This window comes from Pseudoalteromonas sp. McH1-7, assembly GCF_013366255.1.
Classification (GTDB): domain Bacteria; phylum Pseudomonadota; class Gammaproteobacteria; order Enterobacterales; family Alteromonadaceae; genus Pseudoalteromonas; species Pseudoalteromonas peptidolytica.
Map to the genome: position 1 here is coordinate 1 of NZ_JABWPQ010000002.1, position 23,923 is coordinate 23,923.

At 43.4% G+C, this 23,923-nt stretch carries 22 protein-coding genes; 10 read left to right on the plus strand and 12 right to left on the minus strand.

Features of this window, described 5'->3' with window-relative positions; translation table 11 throughout:
- Positions 1 to 104: 104 nt before the first annotated feature.
- Positions 105 to 665 (minus strand): helix-turn-helix domain-containing protein, encoded by a 561-nt coding sequence (locus HUZ36_RS01260; protein ID WP_147390015.1) that lies wholly within the window; start codon positions 663 to 665, stop codon positions 105 to 107.
- A gap of 110 nt (positions 666 to 775) precedes the next feature.
- Between HUZ36_RS01260 and HUZ36_RS01265 the strand changes: the two genes are divergently transcribed.
- Positions 776 to 1,549, plus strand: a complete 774-nt coding sequence (locus HUZ36_RS01265) for an SDR family NAD(P)-dependent oxidoreductase (RefSeq protein WP_128729702.1) — start codon at positions 776 to 778, stop codon at positions 1,547 to 1,549.
- 80 nt (positions 1,550 to 1,629) lie between these two features.
- A complete protein-coding gene (locus HUZ36_RS01270) occupies positions 1,630 to 2,379 on the plus strand; it encodes a carboxymuconolactone decarboxylase family protein (protein WP_176031806.1) in 750 nt (249 codons plus the stop codon).
- Between the two features lie 94 nt (positions 2,380 to 2,473).
- Here HUZ36_RS01270 and HUZ36_RS01275 read toward each other — a convergent pair whose 3' ends face one another.
- The 11 genes from HUZ36_RS01275 to HUZ36_RS01325 all read right to left on the minus strand — a co-directional run bounded on the left by HUZ36_RS01275 (position 2,474) and on the right by HUZ36_RS01325 (position 14,327).
- Positions 2,474 to 3,433: a sensor histidine kinase gene (locus HUZ36_RS01275; RefSeq protein WP_147390013.1), complete on the minus strand. Its 960-nt coding sequence runs from the start codon at positions 3,431 to 3,433 to the stop codon at positions 2,474 to 2,476.
- 4 nt (positions 3,434 to 3,437) lie between these two features.
- The gene (locus HUZ36_RS01280; RefSeq protein ID WP_125254321.1) at positions 3,438 to 3,977 is read right to left on the minus strand and encodes a heme NO-binding domain-containing protein; all 540 of its coding nucleotides are present in this window, start codon (positions 3,975 to 3,977) and stop codon (positions 3,438 to 3,440) included.
- A 402-nt stretch (positions 3,978 to 4,379) separates the two neighbouring features.
- Positions 4,380 to 5,798, minus strand: a complete 1,419-nt coding sequence (locus HUZ36_RS01285) for a hypothetical protein (protein WP_147390012.1) — start codon at positions 5,796 to 5,798, stop codon at positions 4,380 to 4,382.
- Between the two features lie 384 nt (positions 5,799 to 6,182).
- On the minus strand, positions 6,183 to 6,587 hold the full coding sequence (gene gloA2 / locus HUZ36_RS01290; RefSeq protein ID WP_176031807.1) for an SMU1112c/YaeR family gloxylase I-like metalloprotein: 405 nt from the start codon (positions 6,585 to 6,587) through the stop codon (positions 6,183 to 6,185).
- 114 nt (positions 6,588 to 6,701) lie between these two features.
- Positions 6,702 to 7,463, minus strand: a complete 762-nt coding sequence (locus HUZ36_RS01295) for an SDR family oxidoreductase (RefSeq protein WP_176031808.1) — start codon at positions 7,461 to 7,463, stop codon at positions 6,702 to 6,704.
- 6 nt (positions 7,464 to 7,469) lie between these two features.
- Entirely contained in the window at positions 7,470 to 8,357 is an 888-nt protein-coding gene (gene mmsB / locus HUZ36_RS01300) for a 3-hydroxyisobutyrate dehydrogenase (RefSeq protein ID WP_176031809.1), read from the minus strand.
- Positions 8,358 to 8,369: 12 nt separating this feature from the next.
- Positions 8,370 to 9,509: an enoyl-CoA hydratase/isomerase family protein gene (locus tag HUZ36_RS01305; RefSeq protein WP_176031810.1), complete on the minus strand. Its 1,140-nt coding sequence runs from the start codon at positions 9,507 to 9,509 to the stop codon at positions 8,370 to 8,372.
- Positions 9,509 to 10,285, minus strand: a complete 777-nt coding sequence (locus HUZ36_RS01310) for an enoyl-CoA hydratase (protein ID WP_039497662.1) — start codon at positions 10,283 to 10,285, stop codon at positions 9,509 to 9,511. The genes HUZ36_RS01305 and HUZ36_RS01310 overlap by 1 nt, the downstream gene beginning before the upstream one ends.
- Positions 10,286 to 10,295: 10 nt before the next feature.
- Positions 10,296 to 11,453, minus strand: coding sequence for an acyl-CoA dehydrogenase family protein (locus tag HUZ36_RS01315; protein WP_176031811.1), 1,158 nt, complete (start codon positions 11,451 to 11,453; stop codon positions 10,296 to 10,298).
- A gap of 107 nt (positions 11,454 to 11,560) precedes the next feature.
- The gene (locus HUZ36_RS01320) at positions 11,561 to 13,051 is read right to left on the minus strand and encodes a CoA-acylating methylmalonate-semialdehyde dehydrogenase (RefSeq protein WP_176031812.1); all 1,491 of its coding nucleotides are present in this window, start codon (positions 13,049 to 13,051) and stop codon (positions 11,561 to 11,563) included.
- A gap of 97 nt (positions 13,052 to 13,148) precedes the next feature.
- Positions 13,149 to 14,327, minus strand: coding sequence for an acetyl-CoA C-acyltransferase (locus HUZ36_RS01325; protein WP_128729693.1), 1,179 nt, complete (start codon positions 14,325 to 14,327; stop codon positions 13,149 to 13,151).
- Positions 14,328 to 14,643: 316 nt separating this feature from the next.
- Between HUZ36_RS01325 and HUZ36_RS01330 the strand changes: the two genes are divergently transcribed.
- Genes HUZ36_RS01330 through HUZ36_RS01365 form a run of 8 tightly spaced genes read left to right on the plus strand, consistent with a single transcriptional unit; the run spans position 14,644 to position 22,903 of the window.
- A complete protein-coding gene (locus tag HUZ36_RS01330; RefSeq protein ID WP_099643874.1) occupies positions 14,644 to 15,036 on the plus strand; it encodes a MerR family transcriptional regulator in 393 nt (130 codons plus the stop codon).
- Between the two features lie 24 nt (positions 15,037 to 15,060).
- The gene (locus HUZ36_RS01335) at positions 15,061 to 16,236 is read left to right on the plus strand and encodes an isovaleryl-CoA dehydrogenase (RefSeq protein ID WP_125254331.1); all 1,176 of its coding nucleotides are present in this window, start codon (positions 15,061 to 15,063) and stop codon (positions 16,234 to 16,236) included.
- Positions 16,237 to 16,245: 9 nt separating this feature from the next.
- Positions 16,246 to 17,853: a carboxyl transferase domain-containing protein gene (locus HUZ36_RS01340; RefSeq protein ID WP_176031813.1), complete on the plus strand. Its 1,608-nt coding sequence runs from the start codon at positions 16,246 to 16,248 to the stop codon at positions 17,851 to 17,853.
- Positions 17,854 to 17,862: 9 nt separating this feature from the next.
- A complete protein-coding gene (locus HUZ36_RS01345) occupies positions 17,863 to 18,645 on the plus strand; it encodes an enoyl-CoA hydratase-related protein (protein ID WP_125254333.1) in 783 nt (260 codons plus the stop codon).
- Positions 18,646 to 18,653: 8 nt separating this feature from the next.
- Positions 18,654 to 20,597, plus strand: a complete 1,944-nt coding sequence (locus HUZ36_RS01350) for an acetyl/propionyl/methylcrotonyl-CoA carboxylase subunit alpha (protein ID WP_176031814.1) — start codon at positions 18,654 to 18,656, stop codon at positions 20,595 to 20,597.
- A complete protein-coding gene (locus tag HUZ36_RS01355) occupies positions 20,597 to 21,505 on the plus strand; it encodes a hydroxymethylglutaryl-CoA lyase (RefSeq protein ID WP_176031815.1) in 909 nt (302 codons plus the stop codon). Before HUZ36_RS01350 ends, HUZ36_RS01355 begins: the two co-directional genes overlap by 1 nt.
- Positions 21,506 to 21,532: 27 nt before the next feature.
- Positions 21,533 to 22,231, plus strand: a complete 699-nt coding sequence (locus HUZ36_RS01360; RefSeq protein ID WP_125254336.1) for a CoA transferase subunit A — start codon at positions 21,533 to 21,535, stop codon at positions 22,229 to 22,231.
- A gap of 9 nt (positions 22,232 to 22,240) precedes the next feature.
- Positions 22,241 to 22,903, plus strand: coding sequence for a CoA transferase subunit B (locus HUZ36_RS01365; protein ID WP_125254337.1), 663 nt, complete (start codon positions 22,241 to 22,243; stop codon positions 22,901 to 22,903).
- Positions 22,904 to 23,923 lie beyond the last annotated feature (1,020 nt).

A 23,923-nucleotide genomic window follows, 5' to 3' on the forward strand; every position in this document is an offset into this window, starting at 1 on the left:
GTTGTATTCAATAAATTACGCAAAGTACGTAAAGCAGCTTAATTTAGCGAGTGGTGCACTTCGGAGTTGAATTCGCGCCTGCACTAGCCAAAACGCAAACTTAGTTAATAAACAACAAAGAAAAGTCCCTTAGCAAGTGGCTCCGATCTAGATTCTAATCTATGCGGGATATTTGCATTAAAAGTAGTTAAACAATTTTGTTGTGCACTTATTTTATTGCCTGCTACATAAATATCTAATTTGCCTTGCTGCAACCATAGGTGTTTGATGGAACCTCTCACATTAGCTGAAAAGGATGTTTTGCCAGCCTCATTAAAATAAAATTGATAAATTTCAGTAGTAAATAAACCACTTTGCTTTTTCAATATATGGCAGGTAAATGGGCTGTCAACTTTACTGATAATATTATCTTTTGTTGCTCTAGAGGTACTGATATTCAAAGCTCGTCCGGGCGGTTGAACTAATGTTGCTAGCTCATAGTTCATGGCTTCTGCCAGTTTTGCCAGTACCGCAATTGTTGGTACGGTTTGACCTGACTCAATTTGAGCTATCATTGAGCGACTAACACCAGATCTATCCGCCAATGCTTGTAAGCTTGTGCATTCAGCAGAACGATAGCTACGGATCAACTTGCCTATGTAATCGAAACTTAAACCATCACTCATAATATTAACTCTCGAATTTCCGTTATATTGGATATTTAATCCAACATATTACACGCATTTACTGTAAATGATAGAGTGGAGCTGAATAAAACATATACAAGGTATGGACGATGCTATTAAAAGGTAAAAAGATTTTAGTGACGGGCGCAAGTTCAGGAATAGGTATGGCAGCAGCTAAGTTATTTTCTTCAGAAGGCGCATCTGTCGCACTAGCGGCACGTAGAAAAAATAAGTTAGATGCGTTAGTTGCAGAAATAAAAAGCGCAGGTGGCATCGCAGTAGCGATTGAGGCCGATATATCTAGAACTAAAGGTGTTACAGAAATGATGGAGCAAGCAGTTAACCGTTTAGCTGGTCTTGATGGCGCATTTAATAATGCAGGTACCATAGGCAATTTTTCCCCAATGTTGAATCAGTCTGAGCAAGATTGGGATGAGACGATAAATGTGAATCTAAAATCGGTCTGGTTCAGCAGTCAATGGCAGATGAGATACTTTCAGACCAATGACATCAAAGGCTCGATTGTAAACACGTCCTCATGGTTAGCTTCCGGTGCCTTGTGTGGTTCGAGCGTATATTCAGCATCCAAAGCTGGCATTGACGCATTTGTTCGCGCAGCTGCTATTGAGGTTGCCAACAGCGGCATACGTATAAATAGTGTGAATCCTGGTGGCATCAATACCGAGATGACAAGAGAAGCATTTAACCATGACAAACTTATTCTAGATATGTTTTCACAACAGCATCCAGCAAAACGTTTAGGTGAGCCTACTGAAGTTGCCGAGCTCGCCTGTTGGTTGCTTAGCGAACGTGCAAGTTTTGTTAACGGCCAAGCAATCCATGTTGATAGTGGCTACACCATAGGTGGCCAACGGGGCAGTTAGCTGCGTTGTTTAATAGCTGTATTACCCAATAAAAAACAGGCTTAAAAACGATATTAGAAAACCAAAGTAGAGAAATATTTATGTTTAAAAAGATACTAGCCATTTCCTTATTGATAACCTCAATTTCCTCGTCACATGCCACTGAGGGCAACTTTTCAATAACCAAATTTAGGGCGGAGAGGGACATTAAAAAGGTATTAACCCTTACACAACGCCAGCAGGCTATTGTAAAAATATCTGCGCTGTCGGCTCTTGAATTAACAGAAGCCCTTCAACAAGTTGTCGCTACATCATTAGAAAAAAAATTTATAGGGCAGCAAGATGTGGTGCTAATTTTAACTCAGCTTACTTCATACTATGGCTTTCCCCGGGCAGAAAAATCCATTGATGCACTTGCTTCTTCAATTGATAAACATTTATCACTCACATTACCACCCGATACAAGTAAAGCGCGATATAAGAAAGGAGTAGAAGAGTATACTAAGCTGGATAATAATGGGTATCAAACAATTATTACAGCATTTAAACCTATGTCAGTAGGGTTAACAGATACGACTTACCAACTATTTGGTGATGCTTTTGGTATACCAGGGCTTACAATTAAAGAGCGGCAATTAGCGACAATTAGTGCACTCGCCGCACTGGGTACAGCAAGACCTCAACTTCAATATCACTTAGGTACAAGTATACAAGTAGGCTTAACTAAAGCGGAAATAATGGATATGGTAATATATATGCAATTTTTAGCTGGCATGCCAGCTGCTTACAATGCTGCTCTGGCGGCAAAAGAAGTGTTTGCAGCAAAGTCAGAAAACCCTTATACGGACTAACTTGTACTAACTCTACAACAAGCGCTGCTGTATTGTGGCGCTTCGATAATAAAAACGCAAAAGCCACGAGTAATTGACGATTTGTAATTCCAAACTACTCAGCTTCGATATGTTCAGTAGGAAAAGTAATAGTAAAGCGGCTCCCTATCCCCTCTTCACTTTGCACCGTAATACTTCCACGATGTTCCTTTATAATTGCATGTGTGACAGCAAGCCCCATCCCCGTTCCTTCACCCACAGGCTTGGTAGTAAAGAATGGGTCAAATAGTCGATTTATAATATCTGGGTCAATGCCAATACCATTGTCACTGATACTCAAAATGACTTCTTTGTCATTGCCCGGTGCAAGCAGAACTTCTATTGTTTTATGGGGCTTATGATCCCTATCAACCGCATACTTGGCGTTTGCAAGTAAATTAATGATGGCTTGCTTTATAGCACCATCCTTACCAAGGATTGGCGCAACATCTTCAATAGCAATGACTAAATCGTAACTTTTAAGCTGTCCACTCAGTAAGCGTAACGTGTCTTCTACTATAGGTTTTAGTGCAATGCTTGAGAAGCTATCATTATTTGAACGCGAAAAATTCATCAAATCACTAACTATGATTTTTATACGTTCACAACCGTGTAGCGTATCGTTGATGAGATCTGGTAGATCTTCCGAAATATCATTGAGCCGTTGAGTAACATACGCCTCTTTTAGTTGCGTACTTAGCATCTGATCGTTGTCAGTATGTCCTGCCATACTCGCTAAATTAAGTAGTTCTTGTAATGCAGGTAAGTAGTGATTTAGAGACTCAAGGTTACCTCTAACGTAGGCTAGAGGGTTATTTAATTCATGAGCAACACCAGCAGACAAAGAACCCAAGGTCGCCATACGTTCATTATTAATAAGCACAGCTTGCTGGTTCTTTAGCTGCTCCAATTGGCGCTCTAGTGTTTGATTGGCAAGATATAAGGCTCTGGTTTTTTCTTCAAGTAAAGACTCTACTTCATCTCTCGCTTGCTTTTCGCGAAGGTACGCTTTTTTGTAGTCATTAGGATCAGACATCAACTTAATCCAAATGCAAAATCAGTACACAGTGATCGGCGCCTTCGTGCATACATTGGGGATGCTCTATTCTGAGTACTCTATTATAATGTTGCGCTGCACCATGGAGGAGGCCTTCCGCGCAAAAGCATAGCTTTCGGTTTGACTTGTACTTGAGTATGATGGTTTTATCGTTCTCAATAGTTGTGGTGATGGAAGGCAAGTTAGGTTCGTCATATAGCTTTTTAACTTCCATGTGAATGACGCTGTCAATCGACACCACCAGCTCTTCAAATGAACTAAACTTAGACGAAATCCCCACATGCTTTTTAGCCAAAAATCCAAACAAAGACTGTCCAAATATCGCTAATACTTCGGTTAATGGTTTATCAAGTTTACTTGCGACTCCTTGAGCTAATGCAAATAATTCCTCGTCTGGATATGCCGTGGGCGACACATATACTCTCCCCTGTGGCGCGTAGGTTTCAAGTAATTCATCCCACTCCTGCATACCGATGGTTTCGATGGCTAACTCTTCTAGACCTCTGAACACAACACCGCGCATCACGCTCTCCTATCACAAGGTTATACCGTTTTTTAATTCAATATTTGTCAGGTTAAGAGAGTAGTGTTGATACCAAGTGTATTACTGTTGACATATACAACCAACAAACAGCATGCCTTTTGCTGCACTAGAAAGAGATATATACCCGTCTTTAGTCAGACACAGCGCAGTACTATCAACAAGGTAAATTCCAGTGAAAAGCACTGTAAGATTAATGCTTTATTCTGCCAATTTTACTGACTTTGGCACATTCTGTTCATCAACTTGATTGACTCATTGGTTTAATTCTACTCACTCTTTAGCAAAGCACTCAGTGCCACATTAAAAGCGTGACTTTCAAAAGGTAGTGCACTTTGTGCTTTATGTAAGTGTAGAACATGAATAAAGAAATACAGTATATTTCTACTCGTTCACTGATGTATTCGCCGCATCGCCAAGTTCAGCTTCTTCATCACTTTGACTGTCTAGTGTAATTCTCTCAAGTCCCGACATGATAAGTGGAAGATCCTGTTCATCATTATGCCTGAACAGCTTTTCCTTAATACCCTGATAATAGTTACTAACAATTCCTGCTAGGTTGTTTTCCATCCAGGTCTCCACTGAATCAGAGCGCTTAAATGCTTCTGGATTTTCTTCAACATCTTCTAATACAGATAACCACATGTCTAATTCAGCCCTGACAGGCATTCCCTGTGACTCTTCCATCACGTCATTCATCCAGCCTAATCCTTGGTTTTCATAGGCTTTAATTAACTGTTTATATAAACGGCTTTTTTCGTTGTCATCGGCGGGTTTACCCTCAAACTTTATATACTCTTGATTATTTGTTTTAAAATACTCTGTATTCTCATTTTCATAATTGAGCTTACTGAGTCTTGCAAATAAATTACCGGGCTCCTCAGTATCTATTTCGCTCAACATTTCCATAAAACTTGTACGATCATTTGGCTTCACTAAAGTCGCCATATCCAATAGACCTCGACTCGTGTCAAAATCAGCACTAACGAACTTAGCATTGAGGTCTAAAATTTCTCCGTCAGAAAACTTATTACTAATAACAAATTGAGCAAAATCATTTAAAAGCTGATTGTTCATATCCCCATATGTATTTACATGTTCAAAAATGCCACTTTCGGTATATTGTAAGTCCGTGTCTACTCGGCCATCTTCATCAAGTAAATAAGGTGGAAAAACGGGATCCTCAAACACTTTATTATCGGCTTGCTCCATTAATTTAGACATCGTCTGAATGGTGTCTTGTAACACCTCATCACTCATACCGTTAAGTTTGTTTATTAACTCTGTTGAATAGTCATTTCTACGTTGTTCAAAGCTATTTACCGATAGAGACTGGACAATAAAATCCGTTAGTTGTCCTAGCTCCTCATCACTCAGTCTATTGGCAACATCAAGAAGCGCTTGTGTTGGTTTGAAGTGCGCAAATTCAAATTGTCTTTCTTCACTTAAACGATCGAATATTGACAAGAATTCATCAATTTTTTCTCGCCCTTCAAAGTCACCGTAGGTATCTTTATAAACGCGCCCATTTTCATCTGTTCCAATGTGCTCTCGATGAATACCATAATGCTGTAATCCGATTGTCCTAAGCTCAATACCACGGATCATTCGAGGATCATAAGTAACTGGAGGCTGAGTGTAAGAAAAGTCTATAGTTAAATTGCTATTACTTTTCAATAACTCAGAGTTATCGTCATTTTTTTTATCATTTGCGAATGCTGTCAGTGCCTCAGTCATTTTGTCTGATGAATTCGACGCGCTCACTTTCACATTACTTGTATGGAGTTGTGGCTTAATGTTCATAACTTGGATCCTTGTTATGGTAGCAACTGCATTAATTTTCTGCTCAACTTTGAAAACAATACGGTTTTATCTCAATACTTGCTCCATTTGCGCAAGTAAATCACACGCTAACCCCGTTAAAAACGTCTTATTTAAAACACCGTAACTATCGGCAATATAACTCTGGTTAGGCTAGCGCTTGAAGAGCAAAAAACCATTGCTACTAAAACTATTTTTTCATTTCAAATTAATGCGTTTGCGTAATGAAGTTATTACAAAATCGGTTGGCGCAAGCGCCATTACCTTTTATCGACAAAGACAGAATAAACTTTACCCAATTTGTTCCTTTATTTAAGATCCTACTAATATCTGTCATTAAGACTTTATACATAATTGTGTATCTTTTCAGAGGTAGTGGTCGCAACCTTGTTCGTAAAGCTCCAGTGGTAAACCGTCTGGATCGCTGAAAAAGGTAAAACGTTTTTGTGTATATTCATCTATTCGAATGGGCTCAACAGCGACTTGATTCTGTGAAAGATGCGCAATACAAGCATCTATATCATTCACCCTAAACGCTAAGTGTCTCAATCCTTGCGCTTCTGGATGTGATATCCGTCTTGGTGGATTTGGAAACGAGAACAACTCAATTTGGCTGCCGTCAGGTAACGCCAAATCTAATTTATATGATTCTCTATCTTTGCGGTAATTTTCATTAAGTATACGAAGACCAAGTACTTCGGTGTAAAACACTTTAGATCTTTGGTAGTTGGAACAAATAATGGCGGCATGATGTATTCCAGACAATTTCAAACATTTCTCCTCGAGCATCCAATATCTTTAAAATAAAAAAGCGGTAATTTACATTACCGCTTCACACACTCAAATAGGAACTTGGAATACACGCTGTAAAACCAAGCCTTTTCGTTACAAACGAATACCGCCATCAATTTCGACGACACGCCCTGTAAAGAAATCATTTTCAATAATATATTTTGCGGTATGGGCAATTTCTTGCGCTTCACCAAGACGTCCGACTGGTTTCATTTTTACCAAACGTTCTTTTGCTTCAGGCTTCATTGCATCAGTCATCTTTGTTCGGATAACACCTGGGGCGATTGCCCCTACTCGAATACCAAAGCGACCTAATTCTTTCGCCCAGCTCGTTGTCATCGCAACGACACCTGACTTTGCCGCTGAATAGTTGGTTTGCCCCATATTACCAGCGCGTGCAACGCTCGACATATTTATGATCACACCACCATTACCAGCTTCTACCATTTTGACAGCAGCTTCACGGCCGCACAAGAAAACACCGGTTAGATTAACATCAATAACGGACTGAAATTGCGATAGCGACATTTTATCAATAATTTGACCATCTTTCGCTTTGAGTAACAAACCATCACGCAAGATACCCGCATTGTTTATTAATACTGAAATCTCACCAAAGTCACTGACAATGGCGTCAAACACATTTTCCACGTCCGATTCTTGACTCACATTGGCAACATAAGTTTTGACTTTTGTACCAAATTGCGTCAGTTCGCTTTTCGCTTCTGTAAGTACATCTTCTTGCATATCAATTAGCGCAAGATTTGCACCTTGCTTTGCCATTTCAGTCGCCATTGCAAGCCCTAAGCCTTGCGCACCACCGGTGATCACAACTGTTTTACTGTTAATATCCATAATGTTCTATTTCTCTGAATAAAGCTTAAAAATCGCGCTAAAGTCTTCATTGCCTTTACCCTGATTTTGCATCAGGTTATACAAATTCTTTGCAAGTGCCCCCATCGGCGTCGCTGAATTTGTTTGCTGCGCAGATTGCATCGCAAGGCCAAGATCTTTAGCCATTAAATCAACCATAAAGCCCGGCTTATAACCGTTCGAAGAAGGCACATTTTCTAGTACATCAGGACATGGGTTGTATAGCTCTAGCGTCCAGTTACGACCAGAGCTGTTTAGCATAATTTCGCTCAATACTTTAGGATCTAAACCATGATCTACACCCATTTGCAGCGCTTCACTTGTGCCCGCCATCAGTATTGATAACAGCATATTGTTACATATCTTAGCGACTTGTCCTGCGCCAATGTCGCCTGCATGGAAAATGTTCTTACCCATATTGGTCAGTACCACATGCGCACGTTCAAAGTCTGCTTTATTACCGCCGACAATAAAAGTTAAGGTACCGGCCGCTGCACCTGCCACACCGCCAGACACAGGCGCATCGACAAATGAAATACCCGATTCTGCTAATGTTTTCCCAACAAACTGAGCGGATGCAGCATCAATGGTAGAGCAGTCAATCACCTGTGTGTTTTTAGACAAATAGTTAATGAGTCCATCTTCAGCTGTATATACCGTACGCACGTGTTTGCCTGCAGGTAGCATGCTTATCACATAATCTGCTTCACGGCACACATCGCTAACAACCGCCGCCTTTGTTGCACCACTTGCCTCAAGTGCCGCTACAGCCTCAGGGTTCAAATCAAAAATACATACTTGGTGGCCAGCCTTTAATAAATTAAGGGCCATTGGAGCACCCATGTTACCTAAGCCGATAAATCCTACTTGTGCCATTTATGTCACTCCTTATAAGTCACGCAAAGGATGATCGTTTTCATCCCATCGAGGTGCGAAAAAACGTTCTATTACGTCATTAGGAACCTCTGCAACCGATTTAAATCGCCAATTTGGTTTGCCATCTTTATCGATAAGCAGCGCACGAACACCTTCTTGAAACTCACCAAACTCGCCAGCAGTCACCGACATTCCTAATTCTTGCTTAAAACAGTCTTTAAGTGTTTTACCTTCACTTCTAGCAAGCTGTGCTTTTACCAGTGCGGCACTCAATGGTGAGCCATGTTTTAACGCCATTTGAGCTTTGCTCAACCACTTGTTGTCAGTACTATCCAGTCCTAAAATAAAATCAACCTGCTCTGATAAATCACCTTTCTCATCAAGCGCTTCGAACGCTTTAATCAGTGGTTTAATTTCGCTTTTTGGTGGTGCATGGGAAGCCTCATCTAGAGATAACAACAACTGAGTCAGCTTTTCGTGGTTTAGCACGTTGGTTTTTCCCCAGTTGACTTCACCTAAGTTTTGTAAAAGTAAGCCGAGTTTTTCTGAGTCCATAAAGTGATCGGCAAGTCCAACCAACTTGGCATCCGAAGCGTTAATGTTTGCAGCTGTGAGTCCCAAAAACAATCCAACACCTTTTGGCATCTTATTGAGGAAATAGCTACCGCCAACATCAGGGTACAAGCCAATGGTGATTTCTGGCATAGCAATACGTGAAGTCTCTGTCATCACTTTATGACTTGCGCCAGCCGTTAAGCCTAGTCCGCCGCCCATGATGATGCCATTACCCCAAAGTAGGATTGGCTTATCATAGTTATGGATTTGATAATCCAACCGATACTCTTCACCGAAAAAAGTTTCGATTAATGCGTTACTCGTATCTGATGACATTTCACGATATAAACTCACTACATCGCCGCCAGCACAAAACGCTTTTTCTCCAGCTCCTTTTAATACCACCATTGCAATTTGTGGGTCGTTTGCCCAAATATCCAGTTGTGGTGCAAGCAAACGGATCATATCGAGGTTTAAGGCATTTAACGCTTTTGGTACATTTAATGTCGCCAGCGCTATTTTCATCCCGTTATGGCATGTTGCTTGCTCGAATAAAACCGGTGCCTCTTCGTGATTTATTAACTCGAATTCAATCATTAGCCATTTACCCAATTCGCTTTGCGTTTCTCTAAAAATGCGTTTACGCCTTCTTTTTGATCTTGGGTATCGAATAAGGTTACAAAGAGTTCACGTTCAAGAGGCAATGCACTATTGATTGTGCCTGTGCGGCCTTTTTGGATAAGAGCTTTACAAGCCGTCACTGCAACAGGGCTTTGATCTTCTACTTTCTTTGCCAATTCGAGCGCAGCTTCCAGCGCTTTACCCTGCTCGACCACTTCTTCAACTAAGCCAATTTGCTGTGCTTTGTCGGCTTTTAAGCGTTCGCCGCATAAAATCATACGCTTTGCCCAGCCTTCGCCTACAAGCCATGACAAGTTTTGTGTGCCGCCAGCACAAGGCAGCAATCCAACTTTTGCCTCAGGAAGTGCCATTTGTGCTTGAGCTTCGGCGATGCGGATATCGCACGCTAGTGCGACTTCTAAACCGCCACCCATTGCAAACCCATTGATGGCGGCAATGGATACGCCTCTAAAGTCGCTGAGTGTTTCAAACGCTTCGCCAAATACTCGAGACATGTCCGCAGCAACTCCTTTGTCACCGTCGGCAAATACATTGAGATCCGCACCGGCTGAAAAGAACTTTTCGCCTTCGCCAGTGATCACTAAAGAATAGATTTCTTTATCCGCGTTCAATTCGATTACTAGATTTTTAAGTGCAGTTAGTGTGTCTTTCGTCCACGTATTCGCAGGTGGATTTGACATAGTAACAACAGCAGTATGGCCTTGTTTTTCGAGTTTTAATTGTGCAGTCATGATGCTCTCCTTATAGGACGCTTGCCGCGCCTTCAGCTAAGATCCGACGTGCAATAATTACACGCATGATTTCGTTTGTACCTTCAAGGATCTGATGAACACGTACGTCACGTAGGTGGCGCTCCAGTGGATACTCTTTGATGTACCCATAACCACCGTGAATTTGCAGTGCATCGTCACACACCTTAGTGCCTACATCAGTGGCAAATCGCTTTGCCATAGCGCAATAAGTAGTCTTTTCTGGGTCATTGCTATCGAGTTTAAATGCCGCCAATCGAACCATTTGGCGCGCAGCCACAAGTTCTGTATTCATATCTGCAATTTTAAATTGTAGTGCTTGGAACGCCGCTAACGGTTTACCAAACTGAGAACGTTCCTGCATATACTGCTTGGCGGTATTGAGTGCCTGCTGGGCTGTACCAATCGAGCAAGTTGCAATATTAATGCGACCACCATCAAGGCCTTGCATCGCAAATTTAAAGCCTTCGCCTTCTTGGCCTAACAGGTTTGCAGCAGGGATCCGGACATTTTCAAGCGTGATAAGGCGCGTAGGCTGTGCATTCCAACCCATTTTTTCTTCTGCTTTGCCATAAATAACGCCTTCAGCATCGGCAGGAACAACAAAGGCTGAGATACCTTTAGGGCCTGCTTCACCTGTTCTTGCCATTACCACTAATACGTCCGTTTCACCGGCCCCTGAGATAAACATTTTAGAGCCAGACAAAACGTACTCATCACCTTCTTTTATCGCTTTTGTTTTGAGTGATGCAGCATCTGAGCCAGATCCAGGCTCTGTTAGACAGTACGAGGCCAATAATTCACCCGTTACTAACTGCTCCATATACTTTGCTTTGGTTTCTTCCGTTGCAAAGCTCGCTATCATCCACGTTGCCATGTTATGAATAGTCAACATGGCGGTTGTCGCTGTACAACCCATTGAAAGCTGTTCGAAAATAATACTTGAGTCAAGGCGAGATAAACCCAGACCACCTGCCTCTTCTGGCGTATATAGACCGCAAAAACCAAGCTCACCTGCTTTTTGAATTACGTCTTTTGGAAAAATGTGCTCTTGATCCCATTTTGCAGCATGTGGAGCAAGCTCGCTCATTGCAAATTGGTGCGCCATGTCGGCAAATGCTTGTTGATCTTCGTTTAGGTTAAAGTCCACGCTAGACCTCTCTTGCTGTTCTGACACCCTGAATGTGTGTCGGTAATTCTTATCGTTTTGGTAAAAATAAGCGTGCTCCCCCTGCAGAGCACGCTGCGCAATATAAGTTATCTAAGGTTGATACTCATATTTGGACCACTGACTGCCTCATCGTCAAACCAGCGTGAGGTAATCGTTTTGGTTTCGGTATAGAAACGCACGCCTTGCTTACCATAGGTATGTTGGTCGCCGTAGAATGAGTTCTTCCAACCGGTAAATGAGAAGAACGGCAATGGCACTGGAATAGGAATATTAATCCCTACTTGACCCACTTCAATTTCACGCTGGAACTTGCGTGCTGCGCCGCCGCTTGCGGTGAATAATGAGGTGCCGTTACCGTACGGGTTGTTATTAATAAGGGTAATTGCTTCATCTAAACTATCGACAAATACACAACAAAGGACTGGGCCAAAGATTTCTTCTTTGTAGATATCCATGTCAGTTGTGACGTTTGAAAACAGGGTTGGACCTACCCAGTTACCATTTTCATAACCCTCAACGGTAAACTCAGAGCCATCTAGCAAACACGTTGCACCTTGCTGCTGACCACTGTCAATCAGCGATAGAATACGCGCTTTAGCCTGCGGTGTCGTTTGCGGACCATAAGCAGCTTCTGGATCATCCCACACGCCAGGACGAACCTTCGCCATGGCGTCTTTTAGTTCATCGACCCACTGCTGTGATTGCCCTACAAATACCGCGACTGAGATCCCCATACAGCGCTGACCACCCGCGCCAACCGAAGAACCAACAAGGTTATTGATCACTTGCTCTTTTTTCGCATCTGGCATGATAACCATATGGTTTTTCGCACCCACACACGCTTGAACACGTTTAAGATTCTGCGTACCTTTGCTGTAAATGTACTGACCGACACCACAAGACCCCACAAACGAAACCGCACGAATTTCCGGCGCTTCAAGAATTTGATCAACCTGATCTTTACTTCCGTGCACAACCTGAAGTACGCCTTTTGGCGCACCGGCTTCTTCAAACAATTCAACCAAGCGCATTGGCGTTAGTGGGTCTTGCTCTGATGGTTTAAGTACAAACGTGTTACCACATACAATTGCCATTGGGAACATCCACAGCGGGATCATCGCTGGGAAGTTAAATGGCGTAATACCAGCACAAACGCCTAGTGGTTGGGTATATGAATAGGTGTCGATATTTCGGGCAACGTTTTCTACCGTCTCGCCCATCATCATTGAAGGGGCATTACATGCTTGCTCGACCACTTCGATACCGCGCCACACATCCCCTTTTGCATCTTCAAACGTCTTGCCTAATTCATGACAGATTATGGTTGCGATTTCTTCTTGATGCTCCTTAAGTAGCGCCGCATAACGCATCATAATTCGCGCACGCTCGGTTACCGGCACATTACGCCACGTTTTAAACGCTTCTTGAGCTGAATGAATTGCAGCTTGTACTTCCTCGTTAGTCGCACAAGGCACTTTTGCTAATACTTCTTGATTAGCAGGGTTAACAACGTCTAACCATTTGTCAGACTGAGACTGTGAAAATTCACCGTTGATGTATAAAGGTACTTGGTGCATGAAGCACTCCTCCCCATAAAACGAGTTAATGCGCTGCGTGAATGATTAGAATTATGAAAGACGCAGCGCCCCTTGGAACGAAATAAATTGCTGAGACTTACACTTCTACTGCGAGTGCGACAGCTTCACCACCACCGATACATAGTGACGCCACGCCTTTTGATAAGCCACGGTTTTTCAGTGCATGGATAAGTGTAACTAAGATACGTGCACCGCTCGCGCCGATTGGATGACCAAGCGCACAAGCACCACCATTGACGTTGACTTTATTGCTATCTAAGTGCATTTCGTTGATAGCCAACATAGTCACCATGGCAAACGCTTCATTGATTTCCCAAAGATCAACGTCGGCAGTCGACCAACCTGCTTTTTCAAGCAGCTTATTCATCGCACCGACTGGCGCAACGGTAAATTCAGCTGGCGCTTGTGAATGAGTCGCATGAGCAACAATCTTACAAAGTGGTGTCAAACCGTGCTTTTTCGCTTCTGTTTCACTCATTAGAACAAGCGCTGCGGCACCGTCTGAGATAGATGATGAGTTAGCCGCGGTGATCGTGCCATCTTTTTTAAATGCTGGACGAAGTGATGGAATTTTATCTGGGCGGGCATTACCTGGTTGCTCGTCAGTATTTACCTCAACATCCCCTTTGCGCGTGCTAATCACATGAGGAGCAATTTCATTGGCAAAACTGCCATTTTCGATTGCCGCATTTGCTTTACTCAATGAGCCCAAGGCAAATTCGTCCATGTGCTCACGAGTAATGCCATATTGGTCTGCTGTATCTTGCGCAAAGCAGCCCATCGCCTTGTTGTCATAAGCATCTTCTAAGCCATCAGCCATCATATGGTCTTTGATTTCGCCATGACCCATACGCATGCCACCACGGGCTTTTGGAATAAAGTAAGGTGCATTAGTCATGCTTTCCATGCCACCTGCGATGGCAGAATTAATGCTACCTGAGCGGATGAGATCATGCGCGAACATCGCCGCCTTCAGGCCTGAACCGCACACTTTGTTGATTGTCGTCGCTCCTGTTGAACGGGCAAGACCTGCGTGTAGCATCGCTTGACGTGCTGGCGCTTGACCAAGACCTGCGGGTAACACGCACCCCATGATCACTTCATCTATACTGGCGTCATTGAGACCTGTTTCATTCATCACTGCTTTAATAGCAGTGGCGCCTAATTCTGTGGCAGCAGCGCCAGATAGGCTTCCCATAAATCCACCCATTGGTGTACGCTTAGCAGCGACGATGACAACAGCTTCGTTACTCATTGCAAAACTCCTGTAGACAAGCCATGCTTTGGCTCATTAATATTTAACTCTGTATTCGAGCATACATAATATTTACGTTTACGCCAACGTAAATCTAAAATCAAGGCAAATGAGATTGCTACAACTGTAAAGATTAATTGCACATATTTATTGCCAACGCCTATTCTGGCTAGCTCCAGTTAAGGTTTGATGACATTTCATACAAGCCTAATTGCTGCTTTTATAAGACTAAAGCAGGATCTATCATTCTTACTTTACCTTTACGTAAACTTCACTTATATTGGTCTAATCAGTGACGTTGTAAGTGTAAATAGAAATGCAAGAAATAAATGAACCAACCTATTCAATCAGCGAGTTAGCTAAAGAATTTGATATTACTACTCGCAGTATTCGTTTTTACGAAGATCAAGGACTACTTTCTCCTAAGCGTCAAGGACAAACGCGTATTTACTCCAAACGCGACAAAGTCCGTTTAAAACTTATCCTTCGCGGAAAACGCCTTGGCTTTACACTTGCTGAAACTGGCCGCTTATTTGAGCTTTATGATGCCGACAAGTCGAGTGAAAAGCAGCTTAAAACCATGTTGCAACTCATTGAAGAGAAAAAAGCCGATTTAAGCCAACAAATGGACGACATCAAAGTTGTCTTAATGGAATTGGTAACGGCTGAACGTCGTTGTCGCGATACATTACACGAGCTCGAAAAATAAACTCTCACAACAGGATGAATACCGATGAGCACAGTATCTTTATATAAAGAATTGAACTTTGGACTAGGTGAAACAGCAGACATGATCCGAGATCATGTCAATAGTTTTGCTACCAGCGAAATTGCCCCACTGGCTGAAAAAACAGATCAGGAAAACGCGTTTCCGAACGAGATGTGGCCAAAGTTTGGTGAAATGGGTCTACTTGGGATCACCGTCCCTGAAGAATTTGGCGGCTCAAATATGGGATACCTTGAGCATGTAATTGCAATGGAAGAGATCAGTCGTGCAAGTGCCTCAATCGGCTTAAGTTACGGTGCACATTCAAACCTCTGTGTAAACCAAATTAACCGCAACGGTAACCAAGCGCAGAAGGAAAAGTACTTACCTAAGCTTATTAGTGGTGAGCACATCGGTGCCTTGGCAATGAGTGAGCCAAATGCAGGTTCTGATGTCGTTTCAATGAAGCTGCGTGCTGAAAAGCAAGGTGACAAGTTCATCCTGAACGGAAATAAAATGTGGATCACTAACGGCCCAGATGCAGACGTTTTTGTTATTTATGCAAAGACAGACGTCAATGCAGGACCTCGTGGGATCACAGCCTTTATCGTAGAAAAAACATTCTCCGGTTTTTCAACAGCACAAAAGTTAGACAAACTTGGCATGCGTGGCTCAAACACTTGTGAGCTGGTGTTTGAAAACTGCGAAGTACCCGCTGAAAACATCCTTGGTGAATACAACGAAGGCGTAAAGGTGCTGATGAGCGGCCTTGACTATGAACGTGTGGTATTGGCCGGCGGCCCGCTGGGTATCATGCAGGCTTGTATGGACGTAGTAGTCCCATATATTCATGAGCGTAAACAATTTAACCAGTCAATCGGTGAATTTCAGCTAGTGCAAGGTAAAGTTGCTGATATGTATACGCAAATGAATGCAGCACGCTCATACGTCTATACTGTAGCAAAAGCCTGTGACCGTGGCGAAACCACGCGTAAAGATGCCGCAGGGGCAATTTTATATGCCGCAGAGCTTGCAACCAAACTTGCACTTGATGCCATTCAATTACTAGGTGGAAACGGCTACATCAACGAATACCCTACAGGCCGCCTACTTCGCGATGCCAAGCTCTATGAAATTGGCGCTGGTACGTCTGAGATCCGCCGTATGCTTATCGGACGTGAGCTGTTCAACGAAAGCCGCTAGGAGCGCTGTATGACGGTACTAAATTCTGCGGTTAATCCTCATGATCCGCAATTCAAAGCAAACAGCGATGCCATGACATCGCTGGTTGCTGATCTTAAAGATAAAGTGGCGACACTAAGCCAAGGTGGCGGTGAAGCACTCATCGCTCGTCATCAAAGTCGTGGTAAGTTATTTGTCCGCGACCGCATTGAAACTTTACTCGACGAAGGCTCACCATTTTTAGAAATCGGCCAGTTCGCCGCTTTTGGTGTTTATGAACAAGATATTCCCTGTGCCGGTGTCGTTGCAGGGATCGGACGCGTGAAAGGTGTTGAGTGTATGATTGTGGCAAATGATGCGACAGTCAAAGGTGGGACTTACTTTCCACTGACGGTCAAGAAACACCTACGAGCACAAGAAATCGCTGAGCGCTGCCACCTTCCGTGTATCTATTTAGTAGACTCAGGTGGCGCAAACTTGCCAGAGCAAGATGAAGTATTTCCAGACAAGCTGCATTTTGGTCGGATATTTTATAATCAGGCTCGTATGTCTGCTAAAGGGATCCCGCAAATTGCTGTGGTTATGGGATTATGTACCGCAGGCGGCGCCTATGTGCCAGCAATGGCTGATGAAAGTATTATCGTTAAAGAACAAGGCACGATTTTCTTAGCAGGCCCGCCACTTGTTAAAGCGGCCACAGGCGAAGAAGTGAGTGCAGAAGACTTAGGCGGCGCAGATGTGCATTGTAAAGTGTCAGGCGTTGCCGATCACTATGCAGAAAATGATGAACATGCACTGTCTATCGCAAGACAATGTATATCGCGACTTAATCATCAGCGCCCTACGAGGCCACTACTCCAAGATGCCAAACCGCCACGTTATGATATCAGTGAGGTATATGGCATTGTCGGCACAGATCTGAAAAAACCGTTCGATGTCCGTGAAGTCATTGCCCGTATCGTCGATGACTCGCAGTTTGATGAATTTAAGCGCTACTTTGGTGAAACGCTAGTGACTGGTTTTGCCGAGATTTATGGTCACCCTGTGGGGATCGTAGCAAACAACGGTATTCTCTTTTCTGAATCTGCACAAAAAGGAGCACACTTTATTCAGCTCTGTGCACAGCGCAATATTCCACTACTGTTTTTACAGAACATTACTGGATTTATGGTCGGCCAAAAATACGAAGCTGAAGGTATTGCCAAACATGGCGCCAAAATGGTTACAGCGGTTTCCTGTGCTGATGTGCCTAAATTTACGGTATTAATTGGCGGCTCATACGGTGCTGGTAACTATGGTATGTGTGGTAGAGCATACGAACCAACCATGATGTGGATGTGGCCAAATGCACGGATCTCTGTGATGGGTGGCGAACAAGCTGCAGGTGTATTAACACAGGTAAAACAAGATGGTTTAGCGCGCAAAGGGCTTAGCATGAGTGATGCCGAAGTGAGCGAGTTTAAAAAACCGATCATTGAGCAATACGAAAAACAAGGCCACCCCTACTACGCGAGTGCTCGGCTTTGGGACGATGGCGTTATAGACCCTGCGGATACACGCACTGTACTTGGTCTTGCATTAGAGGCAGCAAGTAATGCGCCGCAAAAAGAGTCTAAATTTGGCGTATTCAGAATGTAAGGAGCACCGATGCCTGTCACTTTAACGATAACAAAAAACAAAGTGGCGATCTTAGAGCTAAGTCGCCCAGAAAAACACAATGCCTTTAATGCAGAGGTGATTGCCGAACTTATCAAAAATATCGACTATGCCAGCGGCCTGGATGTGCGCGCTTTGATATTTAAAACCGAAGGCAAACACTTTTCAGCTGGCGCTGATCTGGCATGGATGAAATCCATGGCAGACAATAACTACGACGAAAACGTCGCAGACTCACTAGAACTTGCCAAATTAATGCAGGTTTTAGCTACTTGTCCCCACCCGACATTATGCCTAGTGCAAGGGGCTGCTTTTGGCGGTGCACTAGGATTAATCGCCTGTTGTGACATCGCCATTGCACAGCACAACTCCAAATTCTGTTTAAGTGAAGTCAAGCTTGGCCTTATTCCGGCTGTGATTAGTCCTTATGTTATAAAAGCCATTGGTGAGCGCCAAGCAAGACGCTACTTTTTAACTGCTGAGGTATTCAACGCTGAAAAAGCTCTTGAAATGGGATTAATCCATGAGCTCAGTGACGATTTAGTTAAAAGTGAGTCTGACTTCACACAGCTGCTGCTAAATAATGGCCCTGCTGCGGTTAAAAATGCCAAAGCACTTATCAACGAAGTTGCAGGCAACGAAATCAACGAAGCGTTGATCACCCATACAGCAAAGCGTATTGCTGAGATTAGAGTCAGTGAAGAAGGGCAAGAAGGTCTTAGTGCCTTTTTCGATAAACGTGCGCCACGCTGGCAAAACGCCGCGCACGAATAGGAGTCAATATGCTAACTAAAATTCTAGTCGCAAACCGGGGTGAAATTGCCTGTCGCGTGATGCGTACCGCGAAGAAAATGGGACTAACCACTGTAGCGGTTTACTCTGATGCTGACGCCAATGCGATGCACGTTAAGGCCGCTGATGAAGCTTACCACATTGGTCCGGCACCAAGTAAAGAGTCTTATTTGGTGGCAGAAAAAATCCTTGAAGTGGCAAAGGCTGCTGATGTGGATTGTATTCATCCAGGCTACGGGTTCTTATCTGAAAATGAAGTATTTGCCAAAGCGTGTGAGGCGGCGGATATTGCGTTTATTGGTCCGCTGGCAAGTTCAATCGAAGCGATGGGTTCAAAGACCCGTGCCAAGGAAATCATGAATGACGCCAATGTGCCTCTAGTTCCTGGGTATTATGGTGACAAACAAGAAGATGATTTCTTACAAGCCGAAGCGGAAAAAATCGGTTTTCCGGTACTTATCAAAGCCGCATACGGCGGCGGCGGTAAAGGCATGCGCGTGGTACGTGAGAGTAGCGAGTTTCTATCCGCTCTACATGGGGCTAAACGTGAAGCGGCGGCAAGTTTTGGCAATGACTTAGTACTGCTTGAACGCTTTGTAGATAAACCTCGTCATGTTGAAGTACAAGTTTTCGCTGATAGCCACGGTAACTGTGTTTATCTCGGTGACAGGGACTGTTCACTACAGCGTCGCCACCAAAAAGTGATTGAAGAAGCGCCCGCACCAGGTTTAAGTGATGCGATGCGCAAAGCCATGGGTGAAGCAGCAGTACGCTGTGCGCAGGCGATTAATTACCGCGGCGCTGGTACTGTGGAATTCTTACTCTGTGGTGATGAATTTTTCTTTATGGAGATGAATACTCGGCTACAAGTAGAGCACCCAGTAACAGAAATGGTAACTGGTCTTGACTTAGTCGAATTGCAATTAATGGTCGCGGCGGGTGAACCGCTACCGCTGACTCAACAGCAGGTTTCGTTATCTGGTCATAGCTTTGAAGCACGTATTTACGCAGAAGATCCTGAAGAGAACTTCATGCCGTTTTCAGGTGTACTAGCTCACCTTAGCTTTCCTGAAGCCAAAGATGGCGTAAGAATTGACACAGGCGTGCAGCAAGGCGATGAGATCAGCCCGTTTTACGATCCTATGATCGCAAAGCTGATTGCTCACGGCAAAAACCGCGAGCAAGCATTACTCAAACTAAAATCGAGTTTAGAGCAAGTCCATCTGTGTGGTTTAAAATCCAATATCGCCTTTTTGCACCACCTAGCTGGACACCCTACTTTTACAACCGGTGCACCAGATACCCACTTTATTGATACGCAAACTGAGGTACTAACTCAATCGAATACGCCGTTGGATAAAATGGTGCTACTAGCAGGTGCAGCCTATCTTAGCCACCAACAACCATGTAAAAAGACGGTGTGGGGAAACTTAGGCTTTAGACTTAATCAAACCGCGAAAGTTGATTTGCCATTTGTGGATCATGCTGCCTGTGCCTATCAATCTCAAGATGGTTGGAAGATTTCGTTTAACGAGCAAATCCATCATGTTGAATGTAAATTAGAAGGACACCAGTTAACGGTAGTCATTGATGGTGCCCGATTACGCGCAAGTGCGGTTGTTACCGAAACCGCCATTACCATTATGTATGGCCCTCATCAACATACCGTTGAGCTTAAGTCAAAGCATTATATTAGCGATCATGAGCACGAAGCTGCGCCTTTGGCTGCCCCATTAAACGGCACTGTCGTTAAGCATTTATTGTCCGTCGGCACCCAAGTCAGCAAAGGTGATGCTGTAGTGATTATAGAAGCCATGAAGATGGAATATACCCTCAATGCACCTTTCGATGGCAAGCTGACTTCATACTGCTTTGCAGAAGGCGAGTTGGTCAGTCATGGCGATATGCTGGCGATTGTTGAGGAGCAAGACTAATGGCTGACTATCCGGCTCGCGTAAAAATTGTAGAAGTGGGTGCACGGGATGGCTTACAAAATGAGGTCAGTGTTGCCACTGAAGCTAAAATAGCGCTGGTTAATGCACTCAAAAACGCTGGCCTCAAGCACATTGAAGCTGGTGCATTTGTGTCACCCAAATGGGTGCCACAAATGGCTGACTCAGCTGCGGTTATTCAAGGCTTTACGCGTAGTGATGAAGTTGAAATAAGTGCGCTGACGCCAAACCTCAAAGGCGCCGAGCTTGCACTTGAGAATCAGGTTGACGAATTTGCTATTTTTACAGCAGCCAGTGAAGCGTTCACCCAAAAAAACATCAACTGCACGATTGAACAAAGTATTGAGCGCTTTCGCCCCGTTGTTGACCTTGCACAAAAAAACAACATAAAAGTAAGAGGTTATGTAAGCTGTGTTGTTGGCTGCCCATATCAAGGAGCTGTACAACCAGAGCAAGTTTTAGCGGTATGTAAACAATTGTTGTCACTTGGTTGTTATGAAATTAGCCTAGGTGACACTATCGGTGTTGGTACGCCTAAAAAAGTTCAACAGTTACTCACCTTGTTACTACAACATATCCCAGCTGACAAGCTTGCAGTGCATTTCCATGATACTTACGGGCAAGCTTTAACGAATATTCACACTGCTCTACAAATGGGGATCGCGACTGTTGATAGCGCCGTTGCAGGGCTCGGTGGTTGCCCTTACGCCAAAGGTGCGTCAGGAAATGTTGCCACTGAGGATGTAGTTTACTTGCTGCAAGGGCTTGGCATTGAGTGTGGAATTGATTTAGAAAGACTAGCAAAAGCAGGATGGACAATTTGTGATGCACTAGGCAAGACACCAAGCAGTAAAGTGTCGTTGGCACTCAAACAAACTTGTCAATCTTAAAACAATAACATCATTAGGAGTGGGCTTATGGCCGGTTTCGATAAAGTCGTATCAAGCTACAGCGAAGCGATGGCAGGTCTGAAAGATGGTGATACCATCATCGCAGGTGGCTTTGGCTTGTGTGGTATTCCAGAAGGCTTAATTGCAGAAATTAAGCGCATGCAAACAAAAGAATTGACTGTAGTTTCGAACAATTGTGGTGTCGATGATTTTGGCCTAGGTATTTTGCTTAAAGATCGTCAGATTAAGAAAATCATTGCATCTTATGTCGGTGAAAATGCGCTGTTTGAACAGCAACTTCTTGACGGCATTATCGACGTTGAGTTGACACCACAAGGGACGCTTGCAGAGAAAATGCGTGCTGGTGGTGCTGGGATCCCAGCTTTTTACACAGCAACAGGTTATGGCACACCTGTCGCACAAGGTAAAGAAGTAAAGGAATTTGATGGCCGGCCGTATATTTTAGAAGAGTCGATCACCGGTGAGTTCGCTATTGTTAAAGCGTGGAAAGCTGACCGCTATGGCAACTTAGTATTTCGCCATACCGCAATGAACTTTAACCCGATGGCGGCAACAGCTGGGAAAATCACGGTAGCGGAAGTAGAAGAGATTGTGGAGCCCGGCGAGCTTGAGCCGAGCCAAATCCACACCCCGGGCATTTATGTCAATCGCGTGATCAAAGGTGACTTTGAAAAACGTATTGAACGTGTCACAACGCGCAAATAGGAGGCAATCATGGGTTTAAATCGTGAACAAATTGCGATGCGCGTGGCGCAAGAGCTAGAAGATGGTTACTACGTAAACTTAGGCATAGGCATTCCAACCTTAGTTGCTAACTATGTACCTAGCGGCATTGAAGTAATGCTGCAATCAGAAAATGGCTTGCTAGGCATGGGTCCCTACCCAACCGAAGACCAAGTTGACGCTGATATGATAAACGCTGGTAAAGAAACCGTGACAGCTGCGACGGGTGCAGCAATTTTTAATAGTGCAGAAAGCTTTGCCATGATCCGTGGTGGTCATGTAGACTTAACGGTACTAGGTGCATTTGAAGTTGATCAGCAAGGCAATATCGCGTCTTGGATGATCCCGAAAAAATTAATCAAAGGCATGGGTGGTGCAATGGATTTAGTTGCTGGTGCGCGCAACATCATAGTGACCATGACCCATGCTAGTAAACACGGCGACTCTAAGCTACTTGAATCATGCACACTCCCGCTTACTGGCGTGAACTGTGTAAAGAAAATTGTCACTGATTTGGCTGTGTTAGAAGTAAAAGATGGCGCATTCCATTTGCTAGAACGCGCACCGGGTGTTAGTGTTGATGAAATAATCAGCAAAACTGCGGGTAAACTTATCGTTGATGGCGATATTCCTGAGATGCAGTTTGAGGCTTAATAAGCCGCCACATTACCCAAAAATGTACCGACCTCATTCCCAGTGCCAAAGGCGCTGAGTTACCCAAAACCCCTCGCAAGAGGGGTTTTTTTTCTTGTTCTCATTAAAAAAACTTCACTTTATACCAATTTTCTTAATTAAGTGGTCTATTTTGAGGTGAGAAAATCTTGTCGATAACACCGCTTCCGCGTCCTGCTCACGCCGAGGTACCTACGTCCTGTAGGCAAGGCAAAAATTTTGCTATTTAGTTGTTCTAAATAAGAAACTTTTAACGCTGTTAGCGTCAGATTTACTCCTTCAAATTGAGCAAGTATTAAGTCAAATTGGTATTACCTCACTCTGTATGTCTAGTTGATGAATACGATGATTTTTAAATAAAAAATTCAGTAACCATTTACTTTTCAATCTCACCCCCTAAACTAGTAAGCGTAGGTTTTACTGGTATTGCGCATTTGCTTTCCGGTACGACCAAGACGTAAAGAGTTGTTGCTTTTCATACCAATTATCTTAATTAAGTGGTCTATTTTAAGGCGAGAAAATTTTGTCGATAACTAGGCAAAAGTTTTGCTATTTAGTTATTCTAAATAAGAAATTTTTAACGCAGTTAGCGTCAGATTTACTCCTCAAAATTGAGCAAATATTAAGTCTAATTGGTATTAGCATCGACTGATTATCAAGTTGACGTAATTCCAATTTGCTTAATTACATGCTCTTGTATAAGGCGAGTTGGTAAGTAGATTGATGTTTTAATCTCATTAGCATAGCAGTTCGGTTGGTTTATCTTAATTACAAGTATTGAGGCAATATACTGTCACTGTAACTAACATAAACCCATCACAGGTGCGTGGAGCCATTCTTTTGATGCAATTGAAATGTATTGATCGAGTGAGAACGCCAAATAATCTAGACTGGGCAAAATTTTTTGTAACTTAAAGGGTATGACGTAACAGCGAGTGATAGTAGGTTTCGTGGTTAACGAAGCCATTGCAAATAGCTATTGACTGGTGTTAAAGGTCACAG